Origin of the sequence: Cognatilysobacter bugurensis (genome assembly GCF_014652095.1) — a bacterium.
Lineage (GTDB): Bacteria > Pseudomonadota > Gammaproteobacteria > Xanthomonadales > Xanthomonadaceae > Cognatilysobacter > Cognatilysobacter bugurensis.
This window is the reverse complement of the sequence record NZ_BMYD01000001.1, coordinates 183,529-200,318: the sequence shown is the minus strand read 5'-3', so window position 1 is coordinate 200,318 and position 16,790 is coordinate 183,529. Positions and strand designations below refer to the sequence as shown.

Here is a 16,790-nt window from a genome sequence, read left to right as displayed (position 1 = left end):
AAAAAGCCCGGCGCTTGCGCACCGGGCTTCAGATTCACACCGTCCGGCCCGCGCGAAGCGGACCTGGATTTGGCCGGTCGAGCTTGCCGCATCAGTCGCCCGACGCCGCCTTCGCTGGGCCCGGCGGCGTCTGGTAAATCATGTACGGATCCGTTTTGTGTTCGATGACGGACTCGTCCACGACCACCTTGCTCACGTTCTCGAGCGACGGCAGTTCGTACATGGTGTCGAGCAGCACGGCCTCGACGATCGTGCGCAACCCGCGCGCACCGGTCTTGCGCTTGAGCGCCTTCTTCGCGATCGCCGCAAGCGCGTCCGCACGGAACTCGAGCTCGACGCCCTCCATTTCGAACAGCTTCTTGAACTGCTTCGTGATGGCGTTCTTCGGCTCGGTCAGGATCTGCACGAGCGCCGCCTCGTCGAGTTCCTCGAGCGTCGCGACCACGGGCAGACGGCCGACGAACTCGGGTATCAGCCCGAACTTGATCAGGTCTTCCGGCTCGACGTTGGCGAGCGTCTGGCCGATATCGGCCTTGCGCTCGCTGCTCTTGACCTTGGCGCCGAAGCCGATGCCGCCGGCATCGGAGCTGCGCTGCTGGATGATTTTGTCCAGCCCCGCGAATGCACCGCCGACGATGAACAGGATGTTGCGCGTGTCGACCTGCAGGAACTCCTGCTGCGGATGCTTGCGGCCGCCCTGAGGTGGAACGCTGGCCACCGTGCCTTCGATGAGCTTGAGCAGCGCCTGCTGCACGCCTTCACCGGAGACGTCGCGCGTGATCGACGGGTTGTCGGACTTACGCGAGATCTTGTCGATCTCGTCGATGTACACGATGCCCTGCTGCGCGCGGTCGACGTCGTAATCGCACTTCTGCAGCAGCTTCTGGATGATGTTCTCGACGTCCTCACCGACGTAGCCGGCTTCGGTCAAGGTCGTCGCATCCGCCATCGTGAAAGGCACGTTGAGCAAACGCGCCAGCGTCTCGGCCAACAACGTCTTGCCCGAGCCCGTGGGGCCGACGAGCAGGATGTTGGACTTGGCGAGTTCGACGTCGTCATTCTTTTGACGGCTTTCGATGCGCTTGTAATGGTTGTACACGGCCACCGCCAGCGTGCGCTTGGCGCGCTGCTGGCCGATCACGTACTGGTCGAGCACCTCGAGGATTTCGCGCGGCTTCGGCAGATGGCTGCGGCCGGATTGCGCCTTTTCCTCGAGCTCCTCGCGGATGATGTCGTTGCACAGCTCGACGCATTCATCGCAAATGAACACGCTCGGCCCGGCGATGAGCTTGCGGACCTCGTGCTGGCTCTTGCCGCAGAACGAGCAGTAAAGAATCTTGTTGCCGTCGCCGGCGCTGCGGCTCTGTCGGTCGTCGCTCATGCTTGTGCCTGATACTCATGTCTCGAGGCCGGCAAACGTGCCGGCCTCAGGTGTGGCGGCCCGAGGATAACACAGGCGCCCGAGCTGCCTCGGGCGCCTGCTTGAACTCCACAATTCCCTTGTCGAACAGCGACTTACCACATCGCCGGCAACATCAACCCGCCTGAACGGACTCTTCCGGACGGCGCTCGAGCACCTGATCGACCAAGCCGTACTCGCGGGCCGCCTCAGCGCTCTTGAAGTTGTCGCGCTCGGTATCGCGCGCGATCGTCTCAAGGGGCTGGCCGGTGTGCTTGGACAGCACCTCGTTGAGGCGCTGGCGCAGGGTGAGGATCTCGCGGGCGTGGATGTCGATGTCGCTCGCCTGGCCCTGGAAGCCGCCGAGCGGCTGGTGGATCATCACGCGCGAATTCGGCAGTGCGTAACGCTTGCCGCTCGCGCCGGACGCCAGCAGCAGCGCGCCCATCGACGCCGCCTGCCCCACGCAGATCGTGCTGACGTCAGGCTTGATGTACTGCATGGTGTCGTAGATCGCCATGCCGGCCGTGACGACGCCGCCCGGGGAGTTGATGTAGAGGCTGATTTCCTTCTCGGGGTTCTCCGCCTCGAGAAACAGCATCTGCGCGACGATCACGTTCGCCATGTGGTCGTCGATCGGACCGACCAGGAAGATCACTCGCTCCTTCAGCAGGCGCGAATAGATGTCGTACGCGCGCTCGCCGCGGCTGGTCTGCTCGACCACCATCGGAACAAGGTTGAGGGCACGGGTGAGGTTTTCCATTTAAACGGCACCTGGTCGGGCTTGGTCGGGTCCGTCCAACGTGGGGACGGACACCGCAGCATGCAAGTGAAATGGACGACGGTGCCGTCCGGCGCAAACCGGCCGTCGGTCCGCGTTCACGGACCGAGACCGCCATCACTGGATTACGGGCGGATCGCCTCGGCGAACGTGAGCGACTGCTCGTCGTGCTGGGCGCGCTCGGCGATCCAGTCGATGACCTGCTCTTCCATCACGCGCGACTGCAGCCCGGACATCAACTGCTGGTCATTTCGGTAGAGCTCGATGACCTGCTGTGGCTCCTCATAGGTCGACGCGATCAGGCGCAGCGTCTCGTTGAGGCGCTGCGGGTCGAGGCGCAGGTCGTTGCGACGCGCGATCTCGCCGACCAGCAGGCCGACCAGCACGCGCTTACGCGCAGCCTCCATGAAGCCGAGGTGGGCGTCGGCCGGCATCTGCCCGGAATGACCCTGGCGACGCGCCTGCTCGAACGCCTGCCGCGCCATCTCGCGCGCTTCGTTCTCGACCAGCTTGGGCGGCATTTCGACCGAGCCGTACTCCGCGATCAGCTGCTCACCGACTTCGCGACGCAGGCGTGTCATCAGCGCGCCCTTGAGCTCGCGCTCGAGGTTCGTGCGAATGTCGGCGCGGAACTGTTCGGCGTCACCGCTCTTGATGCCGAAGCTCTTGATGAATTCAGCATCGACCTCGGGAAGCTGCGACTCGGACACCTTCAGGGCTTTCAGATGCACCTGCACGTTCTTGCCCGCGAACTGCGGAACGCGCCAGTCGGCCGGGAAGTCGACGTCGACTTGCTTTTCGTCCCCGGCCTTCATGCCGACGAGCGCAGATTCGATCGTCGGGAACATTGCGCCTGAACCGATCATCGTGACGCCACGCTCGACGCCTTCGGCCGGGAAGCGCTCGTCGCCCACCTGCGAATAGGTTTCGAGCTCGACCGCGTCGCCTTCAGCCGCTTCGCGCTCGACCGGGTTCCAGCTGCGGCGCTGCAGGCGCAGATTCTCGATCATCGTGTCGATGTCGGCGTCGGCGACCTCGGCGGTGTGGCGCACCACGTTGAGCTTGGAGACGTCGATGTCGCCGAAGTCCGGAACGACCTCGAACGTGGCCACGTAGGAGAGCGCCTCGCCGTCCGCCGGGACGATCTGCGGATTGCCGGCGATCTTGAGTTCGTTATCGCGGACCGCGCGCGAGAAGCTCTCGCGCAGCAGCGCGTCGACGACTTCAGCGCGAACCTGCTGGCCGTAGCGCTGCTCGATCACCTTTGCCGGCACCTTGCCCGGACGGAAGCCCTTGAGCTTTGCGCCGCGTGCGATCTCGCGAAGACGCCCGTCGACCTGCTCGGCCACGCGATCCTGCGGCAGGCTGAAGCTGAGGCGACGCTCAAGGGCACCGACGGATTCGACCGAGACTTGCATATCCACTCCTGCGACCGCAGCCCGTGGCCGCGACGGTAAGTTCAATAAGGGAGCCGCGCCGCTAGCGGCCACGGAACGGGCAAGTTTCGCCGATAACGGCGCGCTCTGCCAGCGCACGGCCGGGCCGCTGGCGCGGGGCACCCAGCGGCGAACGGCGCGAAGCTCGGGTGGGCCCGGCCGTCGAGATACGTGCGCGGGGCAGCCGAAAAGAGTGCGAGAAAGCCCGGGCCGGGGTCGTGCCTCGTTGGGTGGTGCGAAAGGCGGGACTCGAACCCGCACGCCTTGCGGCGCTGGAACCTAAATCCAGTGCGTCTACCAGTTCCGCCACTTTCGCATCGGGACACCCCGCGGCGCATTCTGCACCGGGGACGCCGCAACAAAAAAGCACCTGGCCGGAGCCAGGTGCTTCGTGTTTTGGTGGGCCGTCAAGGATTCGAACCTTGGACCTATTGATTAAGAGTCAACTGCTCTACCAACTGAGCTAACGGCCCAAAACTTGTGAAGCGATACTGCTGAGGCGCGAAACTATAGCAATCTGCTGCGGTTCCGCACAAGAGTGGGGTGGCTGAGGGGACTCGAACCCCCGACATCTGGAATCACAATCCAGTACTCTAACCAGCTGAGCTACAGCCACCATAACAACCAACACTGTACCGCCTGGCGCGCCCGGCAGGAATCGAACCTGCAACCACCGGCTTAGAAGGCCGGTGCTCTATCCGGTTGAGCTACGGGCGCCAGCGATCGATCTTACCGGCGTTCCGCGTGATGGTCGGGGCAGAGGGATTCGAACCCCCGACCCTCTGGTCCCAAACCAGATGCGCTACCAGACTGCGCTATGCCCCGATGCCGGGCTCCCGTGCGCACCAGCGCCGCGAAAGGCCGTGCATTCTCTATTCCCCCCCGGGGTTCTGTCAATCAGGCGCGGGCAGCATCTGCAGCGGTATGCTCGCGGCCTCAACCAAACGTATTTCAGGGGACCCCATGCGCAGTGGCAATCCGGCCTTGAAGGATTCGACCTTCCTCGACCTCGGCAGCGGCGCCGTCGTCCGGCGGGACGCAGGTGCAATGACGCTCAACGGCACGGTCAACAAGACCGGGCTGCTGCTCGTGATCACGCTAGTCGGCGCGATGTACACCTGGGGCCTGTTCTTCTCAAGCAACGGCACCGCGAACATGACGCCGTACATGCTCGGCGGCGCAGTGGGCGGGTTGGTGCTCGCACTGATCACGGTCTTCAAGAAGACGTGGTCACCGGTCACGGCCCCGCTCTACGCCGCGCTCGAGGGCGTGTTCCTCGGCGCGATCTCGGCCATGGTCGAGCAGCGGTTCCCGGGCATCGTGCTGCAGGCGGTCGGGCTCACGTTCGGCACGCTCGCGGCGCTGCTTCTCGCGTACCGCAGTGGCCTGATCCGCGCCACGGAGAACTTCAAGCTGGGCGTGTTCGCCGCGACGGGTGGCATCGCGCTGCTCTATCTCGTCAACTTTGCGATGAGCTTCTTCGGCACGTCGATCCCGTTCATCCATGAGAGCGGCTGGCTCGGCATCGCGTTTTCCGCGTTCGTAGTCGTGATCGCGGCGCTGAACCTCGTGCTCGACTTCGACTTCATCGAATCGGGCGTCGAGCAGGGCGCGCCGAAGTACATGGAGTGGTACGCGGCGTTCGGGCTGCTCGTCACGCTGATCTGGCTGTACCTGGAAATCCTCCGCCTGCTCATGAAGCTGCAGTCGCGCGACTGACGCGACAGCCGGGGATCGAAACGAAAACGGGGCGCACAGCGCCCCGTTTTCACATCCGGCATCGGGCGATCAGAGCCGGCGGATGATCGCGTCGGCAAACGTATCGGTCGTTCCGCTGCCGCCGAGGTCGGGGGTCAACGAGTCCTTTGCCTCGAGCGTCGAGATGACCGCCTTGCGGAGGCGCTCGGCTTGCTCGGGCATTGCGAGGTGGTCGAGCATCTGAGCCGCGCCGAGCAGCAATGCGCACGGGTTTGCCTTGCCCTGCCCTGCAATGTCCGGCGCGGTGCCATGGACCGCTTCGAAAATCGCGGCATCGGTTCCGATGTTCGCGCCCGGCGCCAGGCCGAGGCCGCCGACGAGGCCAGCGCAGAGGTCGGAGATGATGTCGCCGAACAGGTTGGTGGTCACGATTATGTCGAACTGCTCGGGACGCATGACGAGCTGCATGCAGCAGTTGTCGACGATCATTTCGTTGCACTCGATGTCCGAGTACTCCTGGGCGACCGTGCGCGCGGTGCGCAGGAACAGGCCCGACGTCGACTTCAGGATGTTCGCCTTGTGGACGACCGTGACCTTCTTGCGGCCGGTCCTGCGGGCAAGCTCGAACGCGTAGCGCACGATGCGCTCCGAGCCGCGGCGCGTGACCTTCTGCTGCAGCACGGCCGTCTCGCCGTCCTCGCTCAGCGACTGGCCTTCGCCGATGTACGCGCCTTCGGTGTTCTCGCGCACGGTGACGAGGTCCACACCGGAGGGAAAGCGCGACTTCGTGTTCGGGAACGACTTGGCCGGACGCACGTTCGCGTACAGGTCGAAGCGCTTGCGCAGTTCGACATTGATCGACGAAAAGCCCTCGCCGACCGGCGTAGTCAACGGACTCTTCAGCGCGATGCGGTTGGTGCGGATCGACTCGAGCGTGGCAGCGGGCAGCAACTCGCCCTGCTTTTCGAGCGCGACCAGGCCGGCATCCGCGAACTCGTACTGAAGGCCGACGTTCATCGCGTCGAGCACGCGCAGCGTCGCGTCCATGATCTCGGGGCCGATGCCGTCGCCGCGGATCACCGTAATGGTCTGGGTCATTGGAGGAATTCCGGCTGGGGGCGCGCAAGTGGTTGGCGCGCCGGGGAAAAACGACCGTGAATTATGCCGGAAGCGGCCTGCACCTGCAGGCCGCGGACACGTCACATTGGGTCAATGCAGGCGCCCGGATGCATGGATTCGCTTCAATCGTGCTCGTGCGACGACGGCGCCGCGGCTTCGCCCTGCTCGAGCCGATCGAGAAAATCGACGGCCCGGCGCATGTGAGGGATCACGATCGAACCGCCGACCACGAGGCCCACCGAGAACGCCTCGAACATCTCCGCACGGTTCACGCCGGCCTCCTTGCACTGCGCGACGTGGTAGCTGATGCAGTCGTCGCAGCGCAGCACCATCGACGCGACGAGACCGAGCAGCTCCTTCGTCTTTACGTCGAGCACGCCGGGCTGGTAGGTCTGCGTGTCGAGCGCGAAAAAGCGCCGCACCACCTGGTTGGGCTCGGCAAGGATGCGCTCGTTCATGCGCTTGCGGAACGCGGTGAATTCGGCGATCCGGTCCTGCTCGGCCTGCTGCGCGTCGCTCATGAACGCTGACCCTCGCCGGCGAGCAGCGGGTCGAGCTTGCCCGCGCGGTGCATCGCGATCATGTCGTCGTACCCACCGACGTGCACGTTGCCGACGAAAATTTGCGGCACGCTCGTGCGCTTCGTGAGCGCCTGCATGCGCGAGCGCTCCTCGGGGTCAAGGTCGACGCGGACTTCGGTCCAGGTCTGGTCTTTGCTCTTGAGGAAGTTCTTCGCGGCAACGCAGTACGGGCACACCGCGGTGGTGTAAATCGTGATCGCGGGCGCGGATTGCGGCGATTGGGTCAAGATCGTGCTCCGGAAACTTGGGAGGGGTTCTGAGGTCTGAGGCAGGAGCGGCCCGCCGCGGACACGTGTCGCAATATGCGACCGGCGGCGCGGGTTTTCCATCCCGCTGTTGCAACGTCGCGTCCGACGGCCGCGCTTAAAGATGGGTTCACACGCGTCGCGCCACCGTGCGACGTGCTTCACGCGAGGACTTCCGATTGCGCCGCTCCCTGCTCACCACTGCCCTCGTGACGATGCTGCTGGCGGGACCGCTCGCGCTCGCGCAGGAACCGCGCCTGCCCGATATCGGGTCGTCCGCTGGCGAACTGCTGAGTCCGACCGATCAGTCGCGCTATGGCGGCATGATGCTCGCGCAGCTGCGCCACTACGATTACATCCTCGAAGACCCGCTGGTCGACAGCTGGCTCGACACCCTCGGCGCTCGGCTCGTTGCGCAGAGCGACCAGCCGCGGCAGCCCTTCACGTTCTTCATGATGCGGCAGCGTGAGATCAACGCTTTCGCGACGCTCGGGGGCTACATTGGCGTGAACGCAGGCCTGGTGCTCGCGGCCGAGCGCGAGGACGAGGTGGCCGCGGTGATTGCGCACGAGATCGCGCACGTCACGCAGGACCATGTGCTGCGCGCGGTCGAGCGCGCGCAGAAGGACCAGCTGCCACTGCTGCTCGCGATGCTCGGCGCAATCGTGGTCGCGCAGTCGGCCGGCGGCAACTCCAGTGACGACGCAGCGCAGGCGGCGATCGTGTCGGCGATGGGCCTCGCCCAGCAGCGGCAGATCGACTACACGCGCTCCAGCGAGTCCGAAGCCGACCGCGTCGGGATCCAGACCCTGTCGCGCGGCGGATATGACGTCGCCGCGATGGCCGATTTCTTCGCCACGCTGCACGCCCGCTCGCGCACGAACGCGGCGAACTGGTTCGGCGAAACGCCGGACTACCTGCGCACGCACCCGGTTACGACAACCCGTATCAGCGAGGCGAAGGAGCGCGCCGAGCAGATCGCGCGCGCGCCCGGGCGTCGTTTCGTGGCTTCGTCGCTGAGCGATAACCCGCTGCTGCCCGGCGGGATGCAGGTGTCAGCGGCTGCGCCGAACGGCGGCACGGGGGAGTTTTCATTCGCGCGCGAGCGCATGCGCGTGCTCACCGCGCAAACGCCGTCCACCGCCCTGGACGAGTACGCACGCATCGAAAAAACCGGGCGGCTCGACGACGCGCAGCGGTACGGCCAGGCCGTGGCCCGGTTGCGCGCGAACCAGGCGGGCCCTGCGACTGCGGCGCTGACGGCGCTTTCGGAGCGCCAGCCCAACAACCGCTGGGTGACGCTCGCGCTCGCGGAAGCCGAGTCGCGCAGCGGCCGCGCCGCAGCGGCTGACGCGCGCCTGGAAGCGTTGCTCCGCGCGAATCCGCGTGACCGCGCCGTCGCCCTGACGTACGCCCGCCTGCTGGGCGAGCGCGACGCGCCGGATGCGGGTCGTCGCGCCCAAGCTGTACTGCGCCCGCTGCTTTCAACCTCGTCGAACGATGCCCTCTTCCAGCGCACCTTCGCGCGCGCGAGTGAAATTGCGGGCGATCCGGTCCGGGCCGGCGAGGCCTACGCCGAGGCGGCCTTGCTGAGCGGGCGCGCGGAACAGGCGCTGCTGCAGCTCAACACGCTCAAGCAAAAAGGCGAACTCGACTATTACGCGCGGGCACGGATCGAGGCGCGCATCGCTGCGATCACGCCGACCGTCCTCGAGCTCAAGCGACAGGGCATTCGCGATGAGGACCTTCGTCGGCAGTGAGGACCAAGGCCTGACCGAAGATGTGACGATGTCACTGCCGCGTCATAAATCAGTAGTGTACTGACGCGGTTTCGAGCTAACTGTGCGGTGAAACGTGCTCAAGCGCATCCTGATCGTTGAAGACGAACCGGCCATTCGCGACATGGTCGCGTTTGCCTTGCGCAAAGGTGAGTACGACCCGGTGCACGCTGCCGACGGGCGTGAGGCGCAGGCGGCGATTGCCGACCGCGTGCCCGACCTGATCCTGCTCGACTGGATGCTGCCCGGCACGAGCGGGCTCGACCTGGCGCGCCGCTGGAGGCGCGAGTCGCTCACGCGCGAAGTGCCGATCATCATGCTGACGGCGCGGGGTGAAGAGAACGACCGCGTCGGAGGCCTTGAGGCGGGGGTCGACGATTACGTCGTCAAGCCATTCTCGGCGCGCGAACTGCTCGCCCGGATCCGCGCGGTACTGCGCCGCTCGCGCGACGACGACGAGGACGGCAGCGTCTCGGTCGGGGCGCTGCGCATCGACGGCGCCGCACATCGCGTGTTCGCGAACGCGGGCGGCGCCGATCAGCCGGTGCAGATCGGTCCGACCGAATACCGCCTGCTGCACTTCTTCATGACCCACCCCGAGCGCGTGTACTCGCGCACGCAGCTGCTCGACCATGTGTGGGGCGGCAGCGTCTATGTGGAGGAGCGCACGGTGGACGTGCATATTCGTCGCCTGCGAAAGACGCTCGAGCCACACGCCATCGACGGCATGGTGCAGACCGTGCGCGGCGCCGGCTATCGGTTCTCGGCGTCACTCGAAGGCTGAGCCGCGTTCGCCGTGCGCCACGGCCGCGCCTAGACTGATCCAATGCCCCATCGCACCCGCAACGCGTGGCTCCGCACGCTGTCTCAGCTCCTCGCCGTGCTAGCCGGCGCGGCGGCCGTTGGGGTCATGAGCGGACACCCGTGGCCGATCGTCACCTTCGCGGCGCTCGGCGTCGTGGCCTGGCATTACTGGCGCCTGCGCGGCGTGCTCCTGCGCCTCACTGCTCGCCAACGACTTGCGCCGCCGCTGGGCGATGGCGTGTGGAATGAACTCGACCGGCTGCTGTACCGCGGCCAGGCCGAGATGCGCGGCCGCAAGCGCCGACTCATCGAGATGCTGCGTGCGTACCGCGCGGCCGCCGCGGCGCTACCGGACGCGATCGTCGTGGTCGACCGCGGCACCCAGCGCATCCAGTGGTTCAACGAAGCCAGCGGTGCGCTGCTGGGGCTGCAGTATCCGGGTGATATCGGCGCGCCGCTCGTTGCGCGGCTGCAGCCGCTGCCGCTCGCACATTGGCTTTCTGCGGGCCGGCACGCGGAACCGATCGAGACGCGCTCGCCGGTCAATCCGGCCGTGACGCTGACGCTGCGCCTGATCCCCTACTCCGACGAGTTGTGGATGCTCGTCGCCCGCGATGTCACGCGCCTCCTTCTGCTGGAGCAGATGCGACGCGACTTCGTCGCAAACGTATCGCACGAGCTGCGCACGCCGCTGACCGTCGTCCACGGCTATCTGGACATGCTCGACCCGGAGGACAACCCGGAGTGGGCGCCGATGCTTGCGGAGATGCAGCGCCAGTCGCAGCGCATGACGCAGCTGGTCGAAGACCTGCTGATGCTCTCGCGGCTGGAATCGCAGGACAGTCTGCCGAGCGAGGAGACCGTCGCGATGGCGCCGATGCTTGCTGCGCTGCGCCGCGAAGCGACTGCGCTGAGCCAGAGCCGCCACGACGTCACCGTCGAGGACGAGGCCGGGGTCGATCTGTGGGGTTCGCACCGCGAACTGCACAGCGCGTTCTCGAACCTCGTCAGCAATGCCGTGCGCTACACGCCTGCCGGAGGCTCGATCCGCATTCGCTTCAGGCGCGACGGCCGGGGTGTCGCGCTCGAGGTGGTCGACAGCGGCTACGGCATCCCGGCGGCGCACCTGCCGCGCGTGACGGAGCGCTTCTACCGGGTGTCGAACAGCCGCTCCCGCGAGAGCGGCGGCACCGGGCTCGGGCTGTCCATCGTCAAGCACGTGTTGAACCTGCACCAGGCCCGGCTCGGCATCACGAGCGAGGTCGGGCGCGGCAGCACCTTCTCATGCCACTTCGGGGTCGAACGGCTACGATCGCGCAAGCCCCATCCGCAGCCCGCATGAACACCGCCAACGAACCACGCACCGTCGCCAGCCTTCCCACCTCCGACACCGGCGACGGCGCGTCGGACGATCCGCTGCGCCAGCCGTCGCTGTACTTCAATCGCGAGCTGTCGCAGCTGGACTTCAACTTCCGCGTGCTCGCGCAGGCGCAGGACGAGCGCGTGCCGCTGCTGGAGCGGCTGAAGTACCTGTGCATCAGCTGCACGAACCTGGACGAATTCTTCGAGATCCGCGCCGGCACGCTGCGGCACGCGCTGGAGTTCGGCTTCGGCGCAGGTCCCGACGGGCTGGCGCCGGCGACGGTGCTCGGGCGCATCCACGATCGCGCGGCCGAACTGGTTGCGGCGCAGTACGACTGCTGGAACAAGGTGCTGCGCCCGGCGCTCAACGACGCCGGAATCCGCGTGATGGGGCGCGACACGTGGACGCCGGCCCAAACTGAATGGCTGCGCGACGTCTTTCGTGAAGAAATCATGCCGGTGCTCTCGCCGCTCGGCCTGGACCCCGCGCACCCATTTCCGAAGATCCTCAACAAGTCGCTCAACATCGTCGTGGTGCTCGAGGGGCGGGATGCGTTCGGACGCGCGGGCAACCTTGCGATCGTCCGCGCGCCGCGCTCCCTCCCACGCATCATCCAATTGCCCGAGGCAATCTCCGGCGGCGCGAACGACTTCGTGTTCCTCTCGGCGATGCTCGCGACGTTCGTCGACGAGTTGTTCCCGGGCATGCAGGTCAAGGGCGCGTACCAGTTCCGGGTGACGCGCAATTCCGAACTGCTCGTCGACGAGGAAGAGGTCGACAACATCGCGCTTGCGCTGCGCGATGAACTCGCCGGGCGCGGCTACCTGCGAGCGGTGCGGCTCGAGATCGCGGAGCAGTGCCCGCCGGCGATCGTGCAGGCGCTGCTGCACAACTTCGAGTTGACTGAGAACGCCGTCTACCGGATCAATGGACCGGTCAATCTCAGCCGCGTGCTGCAGATCTACGACCTCGTGCAGCGCCCCGAGCTGAAGTTCCCGCCGTACACGCCGTGCGTGCCGAACGGCGTGGACACGATGTTCAAGACGGTCGCCGAGCGCGACCTGCTGCTGCACCATCCTTTCGATTCGTTCGCTCCGGTGCTCGAGCTGCTGAAGCAGGCTGCTGAAGATCCGAACGTGCTCGCGATCAAGCAGACGCTATACCGCGCGGGCAAGGACTCGCCCATCGTCGAACAGCTGGTGCAGGCGGCGCGCAACGGCAAGGACGTGACGGTTGTCGTCGAGTTGCGCGCGCGCTTCGACGAAGAGGCAAACCTCGGGCTGGCGGACCGGTTGCAGGAAGCCGGCGTGCAGGTGGTGTACGGGGTCGTCGGCTTCAAGACGCACGCGAAGATGATGCTGATCGTGCGCCGCGAGGGGCAGAAGCTGCGCCGCTACGTGCACCTGGGCACCGGCAATTACCACTCAGGCACCGCGCGGGTGTACACGGACTTCGGGCTGGTCACGGCCGATCCGCGAATCGGCAGCGACGTGCACATGATCTTCCAGCAGCTCTCGGGCCTGGCGCCAAAGCTCAAGCTCGAGTGCCTGCTGCAATCGCCGTTCACCCTGCATGCCGGCCTGCTCGAACGCATCGCGCGCGAGGCGGCACACGCGCGTGCCGGCCGGCCCGGCCGCATCATCGCCAAGCTCAACGCGCTCAACGAGCCGCAGGTGATCCGCGCGCTGTACCAGGCGTCGCAGGCCGGCGTTCAGATCGACCTCATCGTGCGCGGCGCATGCACGCTGCGCCCCGGAGTGCCGGGCATTTCTGAAAACGTCCGCGTGCGCTCGATCGTCGGTCGCTTCCTCGAACACCATCGCGTGTACTGGTTCGGAAACGACGGCTCGCCGGACCTGTTCTGCTCGAGTGCGGACTGGCTGGAACGCAACCTGCTGCGCCGCATCGAGGCCGGTTTTCCGATCCTCGATGAGCGCGCCGCCGAGCGCGTGTTCGACGAAGCGCTCGAGAACTATCTCGCCGACAACCTCAACGCCTGGACGCTCGCGCCCGACGGGACCTACCGACTCGTACAGGCCGCGGCAGGTGAACCCCTGCACTCGGCGCAGAGCGCGCTGTTGGCGCGTCTTTGCGGATAGCCGATCATTCCCCAATGACTGGCCTTCTCCACACCGCGCGCCTGCCGCTGCAGGACGGCGACCTCCTCGCCGCCGTCGACCTTGGCTCGAACAGCTTCCACATGGTGGTGGCGCGCTACGTGCTCGGCCAGCTGCGCGTGGTCGACCGCATCAAGGAGCCGGTGCGGTTGGCTGAAGGCCTCGACGCGCGCGGCGGGCTGGACCCGGCCGTGCGCGAACGCGCGCTTGAGTGCCTCGCGCGGTTCGGCCAGCGCATCCGCGACATCCCGCCGCAGCGCGTGCGTGCAATCGCGACGAACTCGGTCCGCCGGCTTTCGGTCCCGCACGCGTTTCTCATGCCCGCCGAAAGTGCGCTCGGCGCAGCGATCGAGGTCGTCGCTGGCCGTGAGGAAGCGCGTCTGATCTACCTCGGCGTCGCGCATGCGCAGCCGCCCAAGCCCGGCGAGCTGCGCCTCGTCATCGACATCGGCGGCGGCTCGACGGAATGCATCATCGGCGCCGGGTTCGAGGCGATCGAGCGCGAGAGCGTGCAACTCGGCTGCGTGGCCACCACGCGGCGCTTCTTCGACGACGGCAAGCTGTCGGCGAAGCGATGGCAGGAGGCGCGCGCGGAAGTCGCGGCCCAGTTCCAGCAGTTTGCGGCCGCGTATCGCGCGCTGGGCTGGACGGAAGAACTCGGCACCTCGGGCACGATCAAGGCGATCGGGTCGATCTGTGCGGAGCTCAAGCTCACCAAGGGCGCGGTGAGCGCCGAAGCACTGCCCGTCGTTCGCGATCGCCTGCTGCAGGCCGCGCACATCGACCAGATTGACCTGCCGGGCCTGTCGGACGAGCGCCGGCCGGTGATCGCGGGCGGCATCCTGGTGCTGGAAGCGGCGTTCGAGGCCTTGGGCCTGCAGCGGATGCAGGTCAGCAAGGCGGCGATGCGCGAGGGCGTGCTGTACGACATGCTCGATCGCGGCAGCTCGCTGGACCCGCGCGAGACGGCCGTCGAAGCGCTGATGCAGCGCTACGGGAACGACCGGGCGCAGGCGTCCCGCGTCGAAGCAACTGCGATGCGATTGTTCGACCAGGTCGCCAAGCCATGGCGGCTCGATGCGGACGATCGCCTCATGCTCTCGCGCGCCGCGCGCCTGCACGAGCTGGGGCTCGCGATCGCGCACAGCAAATACCACCTGCACGGCGCGTACGTGATCGAGCATTCCGACATCGCGGGGTTCTCGCGGCAGCAACAGCAATTCCTCGCCGCCCTCGTTCGCGTGCATCGCCGCACGATTCCGAAGGCGCCGTTCGATGCACTGCCCGACCGCCTCCTCGCCCAAGTGCGGCGCAGCACCGTCCTGCTCCGACTCGCCGTGCTGCTGCACCGAGCGCACGAAGCCGACCCGATCCCGCAGCTGGACGCCCATGCGCAGGACGACGCGCTGACGGTCACGCTCTCCGGCCGCTGGCTCGAAGCGCGCCCCCTGCTGCAGGCCGACTTGGCCGGCGAGCCTGAGATGGTGGAACGCATCGGCGTCGCGCTCCGGTTCGAAACCGCGTAAGCCTTATCGCGCGGTTCAAGACACCCAAGGCCGCGTCATGCCGCAGTCATGCGCGAGACACCGGTGTTTCATGCGCGCGGCGCAGGCTGCCCTCAACCGGAGGGCCGCATGCAGTACGCGATCGTCACCGAGACGTACCCGCCCGAGGTCAACGGCGTTGCGCTGACCGTCCAGTCGATGGAGTGCGGCCTTCGCGCCCGCGGGCACCAAGTATCGGTCGTGCGGCCGCATCGGTCCGACCGCGCTGCGCCGCACGAGCTGCTGGTTCCGGGCGCTCCGCTGCCGCGCTACGCGGGGCTGCAATTCGGCCTGCCCGCCACGACGCGCCTCGTGCGCCACTGGCGCACGCACCGCCCCGACGGGCTGTACGTCGCGACAGAGGGCCCGCTCGGCTGGTCGGCCGTGCGCGCGGCGCGCCGACTCGGCATCCCGGTCGCGACCGGGTTCCATACACGCTTCGACCGGTACCTGCGCGACTACGGCCTCGGGGCGCTGGAGCCGCTCGCGCTCGCGTGGCTGCGCCGCTTCCATAGCCGCGGTGATGCCACGTTCGTTCCCACGCGCGAGCTGCAGCAGCGCCTGCAGGCGCAGCGCTTCGACCGCGTCGTACACCTGCCGCGCACGGTCGATACCGCGCGCTTCTCGCCTGCGCGGCGCGATGCCGCCCTTCGCGCCCGGTGGGGCGCCAGCGACGACACGCTCGTCGTGCTGCACGTCGGACGTCTCGCGCCGGAGAAAAACGTCGGGTTGGCGATCGCGGCATTCCGATGCATCCAGCGGCTCCGTGCCGACACCCGCCTCGTCATAGTCGGCGACGGCCCGTCGCGGCCGGCGCTCGAGCGGGCACACCCCGACCTGACTTTCTGCGGGCTGCAGCGTGACGGGGCACTTGCTCGCCACTATGCGAGCGGCGATCTGCTGCTGTTTCCGAGCCGCTCCGAATCGTTCGGCAATGTGACGCTTGAAGCGATGGCGAGCGGCGTGCCGACCGTCGCCTTCGACACCGCCGCCGCCCGCGAGCATCTGCGCGGCAGCGGCGGCGGCGCGGCGACGGGTCCCACGGACGAGGAATTCATCGACGCCGCCGTACGCATCGCGGCCGATGACGTGCTGTGCCGCGCGATGGCGGGCGCAGCGCGCCAGGCCGTGCTGCACTTGCATCCGGCGCAGCTGGCATCGGACCTCGATCGCCTGCTGCAGGGGCTGGTCGACCGCCGTGCAGGCCGTCTGCGTGCTGCGGGGGAGCCCCGTCCCGCGCCGGCCTTGTACGAAGGGAGTGCGCGATGAAGCCAGTGCAATGGCGCCGCCACCTCGGCCGGCACGACGCGGGCTGGTGCCTGCGCGCGAATCGCTGGTGCTCGCGGGGGCGAGCCCGGCCCATCTTCGCGGTGATCAGCCGGCTCGGCGACGGCGTTGCCTGGTACGCGCTCATGGCGATGCTCGTGTTGTTTGACGGGTTTGCCGGTGTCCTCGCATCCATGCACCTGGCGCTGACCGGCGTCGTCGCGCTCGCGCTGTACCGGGTGCTCAAGCGCTACACGCAGCGCCCGCGGCCGTTCGTGTTCGACGCACGCATCCGCGCGTTGGTCGCGCCGCTCGACGAGTTCAGCTTTCCGTCGGGCCACACGTTGCATGCGGTGGCATTCAGCCTCGTGGCAATCGCGCACTACCCGTCGCTCGCGTGGATCCTCGTGCCGTTCACTGCGGGCATCGCGGCATCGCGCGTGGTGCTCGGCCTGCACTACCCCACCGACGTGCTGGCGGCGACCGTGCTCGGAGGTTCGATCGCGGCCGCATCGTGGTGGCTCTGGCCGCTGCCGGTTCAGTAGCACACGCGGCTGCCGTTCCCTCGGGTCGACGGCGTCGACCCTTGCCGCTGATTCGCGATTGCGGTTTGACCAGCCGCGCTCGCGCTGGGCGGCGCCGGGCGGACTGCGTAGGCT

The 16,790-nt window shown here is 67.2% G+C and carries 14 protein-coding genes and 5 tRNA genes; 8 read left to right on the top strand and 11 right to left on the bottom strand.

The window, feature by feature from the left end:
* Positions 1-91: 91 nt before the first annotated feature.
* The 8 genes from clpX to IE075_RS00975 all read right to left on the bottom strand — a co-directional run bounded on the left by clpX (position 92) and on the right by IE075_RS00975 (position 4,441).
* On the bottom strand, positions 92-1,381 hold the full coding sequence (gene clpX, locus IE075_RS01010; protein WP_189452454.1) for an ATP-dependent Clp protease ATP-binding subunit ClpX: 1,290 nt from the start codon (positions 1,379-1,381) through the stop codon (positions 92-94).
* Between the two features lie 154 nt (positions 1,382-1,535).
* Positions 1,536-2,162 carry an ATP-dependent Clp endopeptidase proteolytic subunit ClpP gene (gene clpP, locus IE075_RS01005; protein ID WP_189452452.1) on the bottom strand — a complete coding sequence of 209 codons (627 nt, stop codon included), beginning with the start codon at positions 2,160-2,162 and terminating at the stop codon, positions 1,536-1,538.
* Positions 2,163-2,305: 143 nt separating this feature from the next.
* A complete protein-coding gene (gene tig, locus IE075_RS01000; protein ID WP_189452450.1) occupies positions 2,306-3,598 on the bottom strand; it encodes a trigger factor in 1,293 nt (430 codons plus the stop codon).
* Positions 3,599-3,847: 249 nt separating this feature from the next.
* Positions 3,848-3,932, bottom strand: a tRNA-Leu gene (locus tag IE075_RS00995).
* Between the two features lie 81 nt (positions 3,933-4,013).
* Positions 4,014-4,089 (bottom strand) — tRNA-Lys (locus tag IE075_RS00990).
* Between the two features lie 66 nt (positions 4,090-4,155).
* Positions 4,156-4,232 (bottom strand) — tRNA-His (locus tag IE075_RS00985).
* A 24-nt stretch (positions 4,233-4,256) separates the two neighbouring features.
* Positions 4,257-4,333: transfer RNA gene (locus IE075_RS00980), tRNA-Arg, on the bottom strand.
* Between the two features lie 31 nt (positions 4,334-4,364).
* Positions 4,365-4,441, bottom strand: a tRNA-Pro gene (locus IE075_RS00975).
* A gap of 159 nt (positions 4,442-4,600) precedes the next feature.
* Between IE075_RS00975 and IE075_RS00970 the strand changes: the two genes are divergently transcribed.
* Positions 4,601-5,335 (top strand): Bax inhibitor-1/YccA family protein, encoded by a 735-nt coding sequence (locus IE075_RS00970; protein WP_229792251.1) that lies wholly within the window; start codon positions 4,601-4,603, stop codon positions 5,333-5,335.
* Positions 5,336-5,404: 69 nt separating this feature from the next.
* Here IE075_RS00970 and IE075_RS00965 read toward each other — a convergent pair whose 3' ends face one another.
* The 3 genes from IE075_RS00965 to grxC form a co-directional block, all read right to left on the bottom strand.
* Entirely contained in the window at positions 5,405-6,412 is a 1,008-nt protein-coding gene (locus IE075_RS00965) for an isocitrate dehydrogenase (protein ID WP_189452446.1), read from the bottom strand.
* Between the two features lie 143 nt (positions 6,413-6,555).
* On the bottom strand, positions 6,556-6,954 hold the full coding sequence (locus tag IE075_RS00960; RefSeq protein WP_189452444.1) for a carboxymuconolactone decarboxylase family protein: 399 nt from the start codon (positions 6,952-6,954) through the stop codon (positions 6,556-6,558).
* Positions 6,951-7,241 carry a glutaredoxin 3 gene (gene grxC, locus IE075_RS00955; RefSeq protein ID WP_229792250.1) on the bottom strand — a complete coding sequence of 97 codons (291 nt, stop codon included), beginning with the start codon at positions 7,239-7,241 and terminating at the stop codon, positions 6,951-6,953. Before grxC ends, IE075_RS00960 begins: the two co-directional genes overlap by 4 nt.
* Positions 7,242-7,438: 197 nt before the next feature.
* Here grxC and IE075_RS00950 point away from each other — a divergent pair, with 197 nt between their 5' ends.
* The 7 genes from IE075_RS00950 to IE075_RS00920 all read left to right on the top strand — a co-directional run bounded on the left by IE075_RS00950 (position 7,439) and on the right by IE075_RS00920 (position 16,676).
* Positions 7,439-9,019 (top strand): M48 family metalloprotease, encoded by a 1,581-nt coding sequence (locus IE075_RS00950; RefSeq protein WP_484484278.1) that lies wholly within the window; start codon positions 7,439-7,441, stop codon positions 9,017-9,019.
* A 94-nt stretch (positions 9,020-9,113) separates the two neighbouring features.
* Positions 9,114-9,821 (top strand): phosphate regulon transcriptional regulator PhoB, encoded by a 708-nt coding sequence (gene phoB, locus IE075_RS00945; RefSeq protein ID WP_189452440.1) that lies wholly within the window; start codon positions 9,114-9,116, stop codon positions 9,819-9,821.
* Positions 9,822-9,863: 42 nt separating this feature from the next.
* Positions 9,864-11,183, top strand: coding sequence for a phosphate regulon sensor histidine kinase PhoR (phoR, locus tag IE075_RS00940; protein ID WP_189452438.1), 1,320 nt, complete (start codon positions 9,864-9,866; stop codon positions 11,181-11,183).
* Positions 11,180-13,303 (top strand): polyphosphate kinase 1, encoded by a 2,124-nt coding sequence (gene ppk1 / locus IE075_RS00935; protein ID WP_189452436.1) that lies wholly within the window; start codon positions 11,180-11,182, stop codon positions 13,301-13,303. The genes phoR and ppk1 overlap by 4 nt, the downstream gene beginning before the upstream one ends.
* Before the next feature lie 14 nt (positions 13,304-13,317).
* Positions 13,318-14,847: an exopolyphosphatase gene (ppx, locus tag IE075_RS00930; protein ID WP_189452435.1), complete on the top strand. Its 1,530-nt coding sequence runs from the start codon at positions 13,318-13,320 to the stop codon at positions 14,845-14,847.
* Between the two features lie 108 nt (positions 14,848-14,955).
* Positions 14,956-16,134 (top strand): glycosyltransferase family 4 protein, encoded by a 1,179-nt coding sequence (locus IE075_RS00925; RefSeq protein WP_189452433.1) that lies wholly within the window; start codon positions 14,956-14,958, stop codon positions 16,132-16,134.
* Positions 16,131-16,676: a phosphatase PAP2 family protein gene (locus IE075_RS00920; protein WP_189452431.1), complete on the top strand. Its 546-nt coding sequence runs from the start codon at positions 16,131-16,133 to the stop codon at positions 16,674-16,676. The genes IE075_RS00925 and IE075_RS00920 overlap by 4 nt, the downstream gene beginning before the upstream one ends.
* Positions 16,677-16,790: the final 114 nt, after the last annotated feature.

What these genes read in the sequence shown, in the direction of transcription:
- clpX (WP_189452454.1), bottom strand. Translation starts at nt 1,381, where the DNA reads ATGAGCGACGACCGACAGAGCCGCAGCGCCGGCGACGGCAACAAGATT.
- clpP (WP_189452452.1), bottom strand. Translation starts at nt 2,162, where the DNA reads ATGGAAAACCTCACCCGTGCCCTCAACCTTGTTCCGATGGTGGTCGAG.
- tig (WP_189452450.1), bottom strand. Translation starts at nt 3,598, where the DNA reads ATGCAAGTCTCGGTCGAATCCGTCGGTGCCCTTGAGCGTCGCCTCAGC.
- IE075_RS00965 (WP_189452446.1), bottom strand. Translation starts at nt 6,412, where the DNA reads ATGACCCAGACCATTACGGTGATCCGCGGCGACGGCATCGGCCCCGAG.
- IE075_RS00960 (WP_189452444.1), bottom strand. Translation starts at nt 6,954, where the DNA reads ATGAGCGACGCGCAGCAGGCCGAGCAGGACCGGATCGCCGAATTCACC.
- phoR (WP_189452438.1), top strand. Translation starts at nt 9,864, where the DNA reads ATGCCCCATCGCACCCGCAACGCGTGGCTCCGCACGCTGTCTCAGCTC.
- ppk1 (WP_189452436.1), top strand. Translation starts at nt 11,180, where the DNA reads ATGAACACCGCCAACGAACCACGCACCGTCGCCAGCCTTCCCACCTCC.
- ppx (WP_189452435.1), top strand. Translation starts at nt 13,318, where the DNA reads ATGACTGGCCTTCTCCACACCGCGCGCCTGCCGCTGCAGGACGGCGAC.
- IE075_RS00925 (WP_189452433.1), top strand. Translation starts at nt 14,956, where the DNA reads ATGCAGTACGCGATCGTCACCGAGACGTACCCGCCCGAGGTCAACGGC.
- IE075_RS00920 (WP_189452431.1), top strand. Translation starts at nt 16,131, where the DNA reads ATGAAGCCAGTGCAATGGCGCCGCCACCTCGGCCGGCACGACGCGGGC.